The following is a 10,441-nucleotide window of genomic DNA, read 5'->3' on the forward strand; positions in this document are numbered from 1 at the left end:
CACGCTCCTTCACCAGCTTCACCGCTTCAAGCTTGTATTCGCGGCTGAACTTTCGTCTTTGCATTCATACTCTCCGGTTTCATGCAGAACACCTTAACTCAGTGTCTATGAAACCGGCAGCAGGCCAAAGCCCCATGACGACAGATGATGACGAGAGTGAACTTGAGGGGCTGAAGCGGGTCGAAATGGACCTGAGGAAGGGTGGGGGCTTTCAATTTAAATCGAGGAACAGCAGGGATCATGGAGAGTTGGATGACGCCGCGAACGCCCTCAACGCCCTAGGGCTGGAGCATGCTGGTTTGACCCATCGCGGCAGGGACGACCCGCCAGACTGCGAAGCTGTGGTCAACGGTGAACGGTGGGGGATCGAGCTAGTCGAACTCGCTGACGAGCCAACCCTCGAGCAACGAGCGAACGGCGGACCAATGGTCCACAAGGTATGGACCCGCGACGACTTCATCAGCAAGCTACAGGAAATTGTGAAGCGCAAGGACAAGCCTGCCAAGCTTAAGGGTGGGCCATATGACCGCTACTTGTTGGTGGTGCGCACCGACGGGATGCACCTTACGAAAGCGTGTCTTGAGCAGTTCCTCGCTGGTACTGTATTCAATTGTTTCCTGATCACTGACGCTTGCGTCGCTCTGGACTATCACCCAGGCACCCCAAACGAAACACCACACCCTTACCCAGCAGTTAGAATTGGGATAGCGCGGCGGAATGTTTCGACAAAAAAGTCTTAAGTGGCATCATGAGAAGAGATGACCGCGCCAGACCCCCCGTGCCCCCTGCTTGCCCAATGGCACCTTGGGGAACCGTGGCGGGACGTGGGCGGCACTGGTTGGCCCAAGGCTGACCGGCGTAGGCTGACCTAGTTAAGACTGGGACCTGTTCAAATGATCGGCCAGTTCGGTAGCTTCCTCAACAGACAGTCCCACGGCGATGAAAAGGTTAATCATGGGAGGCAATCCGGTCTCTCTATCAATCACGGCCCAAGCGCCGTCAAATTCTCTTTTGAGTATGTATCGCTGTTGGTTCATGACCGTTCATTGTGAAGCATCCTGACTGAATTGATACGAAAATCTCCGATCCACAATTAAATAGGATGATCGCGTGCTTACGCAGCCTTGGCGAGCCAATGCGCAACCATGCGAGTGCTCGCACGAGTGCTCTGCCATTAGGGCAAGGTTTTGGCAGTGTCTCTAGTGTGGCAGGTTTGGCTGCTGATGGGCATGACAATAGGGTTGACTTGGAGTTTTGGCAGTGTCATAAGCTGGGCTCTAGACCCTAATGTCAGGGTTAGGCACAGCTTGGAAGGCACGCGACATGTTGACGGGATACGCGAGAACATCGACCCCGGACCAGACGGCAGGACTTGAAGACCAGATCACGAAGCTCAAGTCGGCAGGGTGCGAGGAAGTGTTTCAGGAACACGCGTCGGGAGCCAAGCAGCGAGACCAGTTGGACGCAGCGCTGCGTTTCGTCCGTAAAGGTGACACGCTCGTTGTGACAAAGATGGACCGCCTTGCCCGAGACCTGCGGACCCTGCTTGAGGTTGTGAGCAATCTGGATGAGCGCGGCATTGCCCTCCGCATCCTAGACTTCAATGGCGACACAGTGGACACGAAGTCAGCGACAGGACGGCTTACACTCCAGATGTTCGGTGCGTTCGCAGAGTTCGAGCGGACCATGATGTTGGAACGGCAGCGCGTGGGCATTGAAGCTGCCAAGGCTGAGGGCCGGTACACAGGGCGTAAGCCGAAGGCCATGAACCAGCGAGACCAGATCAAAACTATGGTGGACCAAGGAATGACCAGAGCGGCCATAGCGGCACAGCTTGGGATTAGCGAAAGGAGTGTCTACAGGGCACTTGACTGAGTTCACGTGTGGCAAGATGCAGCTGGACCGGCGGTGGCATTGGCTGTAACCGCGAGGTCAACGACCATCGCCGTATTCAGAAGGATGAAGACCAGGATTATGAAGACATTCAACGAGGCACTCACCGAGCTGGCTAAGGCTGAGCATGAATACGCCGGAACCAAGAAGCCTCTTGGAGAAGCCATCGTTGCACGTCGGTCACTGAAGAGATTACCGTCGCTCTTTTCCAGTAGGACCAAGGGAACCCATGACGACGTGGGTGGGTATGAGGAACACGTTCGCGATCTGGAGAAGGCATTGAGCTTGACTGGGGACAATCGGTTGGAGCCCATCGTGGTATTTGAGGTGGCTGGCGTGGACTATGTTGTTGACGGACATCATCGCTACGCTGCCTACAAGAATGCCAAGGTAGACCAAATTCCTGTCGTGAGGATCGGTGGCACCTTGAAGGATGCTGTGGTCGCCGGGCTCGATGGGAACACCCGTATGAGACTTCCTTTGACCAAGTGGGAACGGCACGAAGCTGCGTGGAAGCTCGTCAAGATGCGACACGGCTCGATACCGGAACAAGCCAAGTGGTCGGGAATGGGAACTGCGTTCATCTCGAAACTTCGTAAGATGCACACCGCACTCGTCAAAGAGCATGGGGCTGATCATGACTTTGGATCGCTTGATGAGGCGAAGGAACTCCTTGAGGGTGGGGGCGGAGAACGTCCCGAATGGACCGAGGACATGCTTCAAGCTCAGATCGAAGACTACGCCAAGCGGCTCAAGAAGACATTCGGAAATAGTCTGAAGCTAAGAACAGTGGCTGTTGTTGCTGCGCTCGCTTCCATAGTGAAGACCCAGAGCATTGTCGAAGCCATTGAAGGGTTCGGAGATACGTACGGACCAATTGAATGGGAAGATCAGGGTACGAGCGATTTCTAATAGTGGCCCCTACACCGCCTTGCATGTGCGCGCATAGGGCTTGACGATATTAAGTCAACAAAATCAACGAGAGAAATCAAGTTCATTGCAGGTGACGTCCGCAGGGTGGGCATTCCTCCAAGATTGATGCTCGGGCGCTTGCAGACGCGGGGTGGCCATGTTGAGGACATATCGTGGTCGACACAGCAACGAATTCCATTTGGAGCAAGGATCGTGAAGTCAAATCGTAACGCAGAGGTGAAGGCTCGCGCCAACGAACCAGACTTCAGGTTCCACAGCTGTCGTGTTGTAGGATGCGGCAAGCCTTCGAGGGCCGGCACACAGGACGGTCTGGATACCTTCTTTTGTAGGGCTCATGCCGATCACCACAGTCGCCATGGTTCCCCGTACAAGAGTAGTTACAGCACCAAGGAGCTGGCTCCGCATCGGAAGAGGGCAAGAGCATGGCTGAAGGACCACGAGGACGATCCGTGGGTCAAGAATGCCATCGTTCGGATCGAGACGCTCTACAATGCCGCTGGTCCGCATGTCGAGGCCTTCAGGCTGCGTGGACTGTCACCCGAGGAACGCGCGAAGGCAGCATGGGCTAGGCTCAGGAAGGCTAAAATTGACCCACGACGAGTTCTTGAGGCTTCTCTAACGGTCGCGCTCACCATCCAAGCTGACCTCCAGCCTGACAGCAAGTCGGAATACCGGCGCGTACAGATGGCGAAGCTGGTCCACAAGCTTTCATCTGGTACGCACAAGAGATGGACCGCAGGGGTCGGAGGGCCTACCGAGCTTCACGTCTACCCGCGATCAAGGGGACAGGTTCTTAGGCATCTCGGCAAGGACGTTGAGCGGGCGACGGAACTGCTCATCGCTCATCATGACCTATCAGTCGCCTGATGCAGTCTGACTAACCCTCTCTTCAATGTGTCTGGTGAACACACCTGTCGTGGTGCGCGAGCGTTTCGATTACGCGGCATTCCTTGACGCGTCCGTGGCTGCATTCCTCGACCATTGTTTCCAGTTCAAGCTTTAGGGCATTGAGGCTGCGTATTCGTTGTTCGACGTCACGAAGGCGATCTTTGGCGATGTGATCAGCGGTGGCACAGGGCTGGTTTGGGTTGTCCTGCAGAACCAGCAATGTCTTGATAGCATCGATCCCGAAGCCGAGCTCTCGTGAATGGCGAATGAAAGCCAAACGCTGTACCTCATCCGCCCTATAGTTCCTTCGATTACCCTCGGTACGTTCAGGGGCTGGTAGCAAGCCGATCTGTTCGTAATATCGTATCGTTGGCACCTTCACACCACTGCGTCTCGCAGCTTCACCAATCGAAATTTGCTCCGACATTGCTCTTGCTCCTCTAGTCGCTAGAGGATGTAGGCTTGGTAGCGAAAAAGTCAATGGAGCTGACCAATGGACACTGCATCAACGCAGACGAGATTTCGCGTAGAAGGAATGGACTGCGCTAGCTGCGCGTCAAAGATCGATACGGCTGCGCGGAGGCTCTCAGGCGTAGAGGACGTTTCAGTCTCGGTTAGTACTGGCACTATGACAGTGAAGCATGGTGTCAAGGCTGACTTGCAAGGGCTGCAGACGAGCATCGGGAGACTGGGTTACAAGGTAGCTCCGATTGGTGACAGTGCTGTTCAGGAGAGCGCAGGGGACGCGGACACTCTTTCAGGTCTTCACGGCCACGATCACGAGCCTACATTGGCGCGTTGGTGGCGCAGCAAGAAGGCGCTTTTGACTATCGCCAGCGGTGCAGCACTCATGGTCGCCTATGTGGTCGGTAAGGTTGTGCCGGATGTTGCTCAGTGGGCTTTTGCCGTCGCTATGCTGGTGGGTCTGGTGCCAATTGCTCGTAGGGCGCTGACGGCGGCTTTTGCCGGTACTCCGTTCTCCATTGAGATGCTGATGACAATTGCCGCTGTTGGGGCTGTGATCATTGGGGCTGGCGAAGAAGGAGCAGCAGTTGTGTTCCTATTTCTCGTCGGCGAGCTTCTTGAGGGCGTCGCAGCTGGCAGGGCTCGTGCTAGTATTCAGGGGTTGGCCAACCTTGTACCGAAGACAGCTATGGTTGAACGAGAGGGACAGACCGTTTCCATTGCTGCTGACAAGTTGGCGATAGGTGATGTCGTGCTTGCTCGTCCAGGCGACCGGATACCCGCTGATGGTGACATCACCGAAGGCACCAGCGAAATCGATGAAGCACCTGTGACCGGCGAGAGTACTCCGAAACGGAAGAGTGTTGGGGATACTGTCTTCGCAGGGACCATCAGTACGGATGGCTTGCTGCGTATTCGTGTCACCGCGACTTCCGCTGACAACACCATTGCCCGAGTGGTGCGCCTCGTAGAAGAAGCTCAAGAGAGCAAAGCTCCAACTGAGCGTTTCATTGATCGGTTCTCGCGCTACTACACACCAAGCGTCATGGTTGTCGCGACCCTCGTCGCTGTTGTCCCTCCCATGGTGATGGGTGGTTCTTGGGTTGAATGGATCTACAAAGGCCTCGCAATCCTGCTGATCGGCTGTCCATGCGCTCTTGTCATCTCCACACCAGCTGCAATTGCGGCAGGACTGTCAGCAGGGGCGCGACGGGGTCTTCTTCTGAAGGGAGGGGCCGTCCTTGAGACACTTGGCAAGATCACTGCAGTCGCGTTCGACAAGACGGGAACACTGACGGGTGGGAAGCCTGTGGTCACCGACGTTGTGTCGTTCGGTACAGCGGAAACCAAGGTTCTCTCATTGGCAGCAGCGCTGGAGGCTGGATCAAGTCATCCGCTGGCCTTGGCAATCCTAGAGAGGGCGAAGGAATACAAGGCTCCTGTACCACCCGCAACTGCAGCAAAGGCGGTGGCTGGACACGGCATTGAAGGCAAGGTCGGTGGCGAGACCGTATTCCTTGGCTCACCTCAGGCAGCGAACGGGAAGGTAGCATTATTGGCGAAGCAGACTGAGCTGATCGAGCGACTTCAAAATGACGGGAAGACTGTGTCGGTCTTGGTTGTCGAAAGCACAGTGGCAGGGGCCATCGCCATGCGCGACGAAGCTCGAGAAGACGCTACTCGTGGTCTCAACTTGCTCGCGAGGAACGACATTCGTACCGTCATGTTGACCGGAGACAACCGTAGAACCGCAGAGGCCATTGCGGTTGAATTAAGCATTGAAGCGAAGGCCGAGCTCATGCCTGAGGACAAGCAACGGATCGTGGGCGAAATGAGGCGTGAGGGCCTCATCGTGGCCAAGGTTGGCGATGGCATCAACGATGCACCCGCGCTTGCGGCAGCCGATGTTGGAATTGCAATGGGCGGCGGTACCGACGTTGCATTGGAGACTGCAGATGCAGCCATTTTGCATGGCCGCGTCATCGATGTGTGGAACATGATCGATCTGTCGAGGCAGGTCATGGGGAACATCCACCAGAACATCACAGTGGCACTGGGTCTGAAGGTCGTCTTTCTAATCACCACAATTGTTGGGATCACGGGACTGTGGCCCGCCATCCTTGCTGACACCGGGGCGACCGTCATTGTGACAGCGAATGCCATGAGGTTGTTGGGTTGGAAAGGCCAGACGACGGAGACATAGGATTGGATCGTCAGTACGATGGTCTCGCGTGAAAAAATAGTTGGTAGGAAATCTTGGTAGGTTTGGTAGGCGTATGCCACCTAACATGTTGAATTTGCTATAGTTTAAGAAAATGGTAGCGAAGGAGGGATTCGAACCCCCGACACAAGGATTATGATTCCTCTGCTCTAACCTACTGAGCTACTTCGCCCCATATGCCATGCGTTCCAACGATGGTCTGCCTCTGGAGCTATACCGGGAACGCGCTGTCAATCGACAGGGACGGGCGGGGTATATGTGTGGAGAAACTGCCTGTCAAGCGATCTTCCAAGCCAATCGCACTTCAATCTGTGAGAATTGTGCACCGATATTTCCAATCCGCGACATGGAATTGCCGGGTTCCGGGACTTGTCATCGTTTCTTGCTCCAGATATTGGATGCCGACATGAACAAGGCTGAAAAGATGGCTCCACGGATTGCAGTACTTGGTTGCGGCTATTGGGGCAGCAACCATATCCGTACACTAAAAAGCCTCGGCGCCCTCTATGCCGTCTCCGATCAAAACAGCGATCGCGCTGCGGGTTTTGCTGCCGAGCAAGATGTTCTTCACCTGGGCGCCGATGAAATTTTTACCCACCCCGATGTCGACGCAATCGTCATGGCGCTACCGCCGCAGTTTCATGCGCAGGCGGCGATCAAGGCGGTCAGGAACGGCAAGGACGTGCTGGTGGAAAAGCCCATCGCCCTCACCGTCCCCGACGCCGAAGCCGCGGTAAAGGCGGCGCATGACAACAGCCGCATTTTCATGGTTGGGCATGTCCTGCGCTTTCATCCCGCCTTTGAGAAGCTGCTCGAACTGATCAAGGCAGGCCACCTCGGCAACGTTCGCTATATCCATTCGCACCGTCTCGGCCTCGGCAAGTTCCATACGGAGAACGATGCCCTCTGGGATCTTGCGCCGCACGATCTGTCGATGATCCTTGCGATCACCGGCACTGAGCCATTGGAAGTACGCGGCGAGGGCGCGGCGGTGCTCGATCACCTGAGCGACTTTGCCCATCTGCACCTACGCTTCCCGAACAATGTGCGCGGGCATCTCTTTGCATCGCGCCTTAATCCCTATCGCGAGCGCCGGCTGACTGTTGTCGGGACCAAAGCCATGGCCGTATTCGACGACATGGAGCAATGGGACAAGAAACTTGCCGTCTACAAACATTCGATCTGGCAGGATAACGGAGCGTGGGCATCGACTACGGAGGAGCCGACCTACATCAAGGTCGCGCAGGGCATGCCGCTGACGCGCGAATTGCAGAATTTCATATCGAGCATCGAGACGCGCCAGCAGCCGCGGACCGATGGCGAAGAGGCGATCCGTGTCCTGCGCATCCTGACAGCCGGGACCGTGGCACATACCGAGCCGAAACGCGATACCCCAGCCTACGGTTGATGTGCGCGAAGATTGCACTCGACATAAAGCGTTGTTACAAGGCCGCACAAACTTTGAATGGCGACGTCTGGCAGTCCACTGGCTGCCCACCTAAACAGTTGCCTTGACTGTCGCTCGCGGTGGATTCGCGAGCGTATTTGATATTGGAGCAATGATGCAGTTCATCGATCTCGGCGCACAGCGTGAACGGATTAGCAGCAAACTCGACGCGGCGATCGCCAAGGTCGTTCGTGAAGGCAAGTACATCCTCGGGCCTGAAGTCGCCGAATTTGAAAAGCGTCTCGCAGAATATGTCGGCGTCGAGCACGTAATTGCATGCGCCAACGGCACCGACGCACTGCTGATGCCACTGATGGCAAAAGGCATCGGTCCGGGCGATGCGGTGTTCGTCCCGAGCTTTACCTTTGCGGCGACCGCGGAAGTGGTGGCGCTTGCCGGTGCCGAGCCGGTTTTCATCGATGTGGACCCCGACACCTACAACATCAATGTCGAGCAGTTGGAAGCGGCGATTGCCGCCGTGCGCGCGGAAGGCCGCCTTCAGCCAAAGGCTATCATTCCCGTTGATCTGTTCGGCCTTGCCGCCGACTACACCTCGCTTTCCGCGATTGCCGCGAAAGAAGGCCTCTTCGTGATCGAGGACGCGGCGCAGTCGATCGGCGGCAAGCGCGACAATGCCATGTGCGGCGCGTTCGGCGATGTCGCGGCAACAAGCTTCTATCCGGCAAAGCCGCTCGGATGTTACGGCGATGGCGGTGCCATGTTTACCAATGATGCTTCGCTTGCCGAGGTTTTGCGCTCCGTGCTGTTCCACGGCAAGGGCGAAACCCAGTACGACAATGTCCGTATAGGTCTGAATTCCCGCCTCGACACGATCCAGGCCGCAGTGCTGATCGAAAAGCTCGCCATCCTCGAGGACGAGATGGAAACGCGTCAGGTCGTGGCGAAACGCTATGCCAATGGTCTGAAGGATGTGGTGAAGGTCGCGCACATGCCAGCAGGTTCACGCTCAGCATGGGCCCAGTATGCGATCGAAACGGATAACCGCGACGCATTGAAGGCGCACCTTCAGACCAACGGCATTCCTTCGGTCATCTATTATGTGAAGCCGCTGCATTTGCAGAAGGCGTATGAACACTACGTGCGCGCGCCGGGCGGATTGCCCGTATCGGAGACACTTCCAAAGAATATTCTCTGCCTGCCGATGCATCCCTATCTCAGCGAGGCGGACCAGGATCGAATTATCGGGACGATCCGCGGGTTTTACGAGAAGGCTTGAGGATCAGGCGCTCTCTCTGGATCTTCGGGCTTGACTCGAGGATCCATCTCAACGGGTCGGAAAACAAGCCCCTCAGGCGGCAGCGTGGCCCTGCTGGGCGAGGCGCTTCAGCATGGCTTCGGCTTGCGGGGCGCGTTCTGAACGGCCGATGAAGCCGCCGCCAAAGACGCGGGCCGTATTGCTGTCATCCGAGTAGAGCACGCAGGCCTGGCCCGGAGCGATACCACTTTCGCCGTCGACGAGCTCGACCCAGGTCTCGCCGGCATGGTGATGGAGCGCGGCAGGGCGTGGCGGACGGGTCGAGCGGACCTTGGCATAGACCTCGACACCGCCAGCGGGGATCGCCGAAAGGGGGGCGTCGCCTAGCCAGTTGATGTTGCGCAGGAAGACTTTGTGCGTTTCAAGCGCTTCACGCGGACCAACGACGACGCGCGCATTCTTGGCATCGAGATGGATGACGTAGAGCGGGTCGCCGGTGGCAACGCCGATGCCACGGCGCTGGCCAATGGTATAATGCACTATACCTTCATGCCGCCCGAGAACGCGCCCGTCGATATGAACAATATCACCGGGATTGGCGGCTTCGGGCTTCAGCTTGGAGATGATGTCCGAATATTTGCCCTGCGGGACAAAGCAGATATCCTGGCTGTCCTGCTTGTTGGCGACGGTCAGGCCAAGTTCCTCGGCGATGGCGCGGGTCTCGGTCTTGGTCATTCCGCCAAGCGGAAAGCGCAGATAGTCGATCTGTTCCTGGGTTGTTGCGAACAGGAAATAGCTCTGGTCCTTGTCCGTATCGACTGGGCGATAGAGGGAACGGTGCGCGCCGTTGGCATGGCTGCGGATGTAATGGCCGGTCGCCAGCGCATCGGCGCCGAGATCGCGGGCCGTCTGCAGGAGGTCGGCAAACTTGACGGTCTGATTGCAGGAAACGCAAGGGATCGGGGTTTCGCCGCTGACATAGCTTGCCGCAAAGGGATCGATCACCGCTTCACGGAAACGCGCCTCGTAATCGAGGACATAATGGGGGATGCCGAGACGCTCGGAAACGCGGCGCGCATCCTCGATATCCTGACCGGCACAGCAGGAGCCGGCCCGGTGGGTCGAGGCTCCGTGATCGTAGAGCTGGAGCGTCACGCCGACGACATCATAGCCCTCACGTTTGAGGATGCCTGCGACAACGGAAGAATCCACGCCGCCAGACATGGCAACGACGATACGGGTGTCTTCCGGCTTTCCCGGCAGATCGAGGCTATTCAAGGTCATAAACGGATCCGGTTCTTTGCAGCGGCATAAAGGCGCAGCACTGTTGTCGGCCCTATATAGGTGAATTGGCCGTGTCTGCCAACAGGAAGTGCGG

8 protein-coding genes, 1 tRNA gene and 1 pseudogene are annotated in these 10,441 nt (G+C 56.9%); 6 read left to right on the top strand and 4 right to left on the bottom strand.

All coding sequences use genetic code 11. From position 1 onward, the window contains the following. The 3 genes and pseudogenes from AAAB35_RS11955 to AAAB35_RS11965 all read left to right on the top strand — a co-directional run. Positions 1-740 (top strand): annotated as a pseudogene (locus tag AAAB35_RS11955) (hypothetical protein); the annotation flags it as partial. A 583-nt stretch (positions 741-1,323) separates the two neighbouring features. Then, positions 1,324-1,875, top strand: coding sequence for a recombinase family protein (locus tag AAAB35_RS11960; protein ID WP_340668505.1), 552 nt, complete (start codon positions 1,324-1,326; stop codon positions 1,873-1,875). 39 nt (positions 1,876-1,914) lie between these two features. Continuing rightward, positions 1,915-2,805 (top strand): ParB/RepB/Spo0J family partition protein, encoded by an 891-nt coding sequence (locus AAAB35_RS11965; RefSeq protein WP_340668506.1) that lies wholly within the window; start codon positions 1,915-1,917, stop codon positions 2,803-2,805. 219 nt (positions 2,806-3,024) lie between these two features. Here the strand turns inward: AAAB35_RS11965 and AAAB35_RS11970 are convergent, their stop codons facing one another. Beyond that, positions 3,025-3,333, bottom strand: coding sequence for a hypothetical protein (locus AAAB35_RS11970; protein ID WP_340668507.1), 309 nt, complete (start codon positions 3,331-3,333; stop codon positions 3,025-3,027). A gap of 382 nt (positions 3,334-3,715) precedes the next feature. Continuing rightward, positions 3,716-4,141 carry a helix-turn-helix domain-containing protein gene (locus tag AAAB35_RS11975; RefSeq protein WP_340668509.1) on the bottom strand — a complete coding sequence of 142 codons (426 nt, stop codon included), beginning with the start codon at positions 4,139-4,141 and terminating at the stop codon, positions 3,716-3,718. Between the two features lie 66 nt (positions 4,142-4,207). Here AAAB35_RS11975 and AAAB35_RS11980 point away from each other — a divergent pair, with 66 nt between their 5' ends. Continuing rightward, positions 4,208-6,382 carry a heavy metal translocating P-type ATPase gene (locus tag AAAB35_RS11980; RefSeq protein WP_340668510.1) on the top strand — a complete coding sequence of 725 codons (2,175 nt, stop codon included), beginning with the start codon at positions 4,208-4,210 and terminating at the stop codon, positions 6,380-6,382. Positions 6,383-6,495: 113 nt separating this feature from the next. Here the strand turns inward: AAAB35_RS11980 and AAAB35_RS11985 are convergent. Next, positions 6,496-6,572: transfer RNA gene (locus tag AAAB35_RS11985), tRNA-Met, on the bottom strand. 252 nt (positions 6,573-6,824) lie between these two features. Between AAAB35_RS11985 and AAAB35_RS11990 the strand changes: the two genes are divergently transcribed. Then, positions 6,825-7,808 (top strand): Gfo/Idh/MocA family oxidoreductase, encoded by a 984-nt coding sequence (locus AAAB35_RS11990; protein ID WP_340668512.1) that lies wholly within the window; start codon positions 6,825-6,827, stop codon positions 7,806-7,808. Between the two features lie 154 nt (positions 7,809-7,962). Further along, positions 7,963-9,084 carry a DegT/DnrJ/EryC1/StrS aminotransferase family protein gene (locus tag AAAB35_RS11995; RefSeq protein WP_340668513.1) on the top strand — a complete coding sequence of 374 codons (1,122 nt, stop codon included), beginning with the start codon at positions 7,963-7,965 and terminating at the stop codon, positions 9,082-9,084. A 72-nt stretch (positions 9,085-9,156) separates the two neighbouring features. On the opposite strand, the gene mnmA is transcribed toward AAAB35_RS11995, so the two are convergent. Further along, positions 9,157-10,347, bottom strand: coding sequence for a tRNA 2-thiouridine(34) synthase MnmA (gene mnmA / locus AAAB35_RS12000; RefSeq protein ID WP_340668511.1), 1,191 nt, complete (start codon positions 10,345-10,347; stop codon positions 9,157-9,159). Positions 10,348-10,441 lie beyond the last annotated feature (94 nt).

The sequence above is a fragment of the Phyllobacterium sp. genome, assembly GCF_037994425.1.
Lineage (GTDB): Bacteria > Pseudomonadota > Alphaproteobacteria > Rhizobiales > Rhizobiaceae > Phyllobacterium.

Coding starts and splice junctions, on each gene's coding strand:
- AAAB35_RS11990 (WP_340668512.1), top strand. CDS start 6,825: ATGGCTCCACGGATTGCAGTACTTGGTTGCGGCTATTGGGGCAGCAAC.
- AAAB35_RS11995 (WP_340668513.1), top strand. CDS start 7,963: ATGCAGTTCATCGATCTCGGCGCACAGCGTGAACGGATTAGCAGCAAA.
- AAAB35_RS11970 (WP_340668507.1), bottom strand. CDS start 3,333: ATGCGGACCAGCGGCATTGTAGAGCGTCTCGATCCGAACGATGGCATT.
- mnmA (WP_340668511.1), bottom strand. CDS start 10,347: ATGACCTTGAATAGCCTCGATCTGCCGGGAAAGCCGGAAGACACCCGT.
- AAAB35_RS11980 (WP_340668510.1), top strand. CDS start 4,208: ATGGACACTGCATCAACGCAGACGAGATTTCGCGTAGAAGGAATGGAC.
- AAAB35_RS11960 (WP_340668505.1), top strand. CDS start 1,324: ATGTTGACGGGATACGCGAGAACATCGACCCCGGACCAGACGGCAGGA.
- AAAB35_RS11975 (WP_340668509.1), bottom strand. CDS start 4,141: ATGTCGGAGCAAATTTCGATTGGTGAAGCTGCGAGACGCAGTGGTGTG.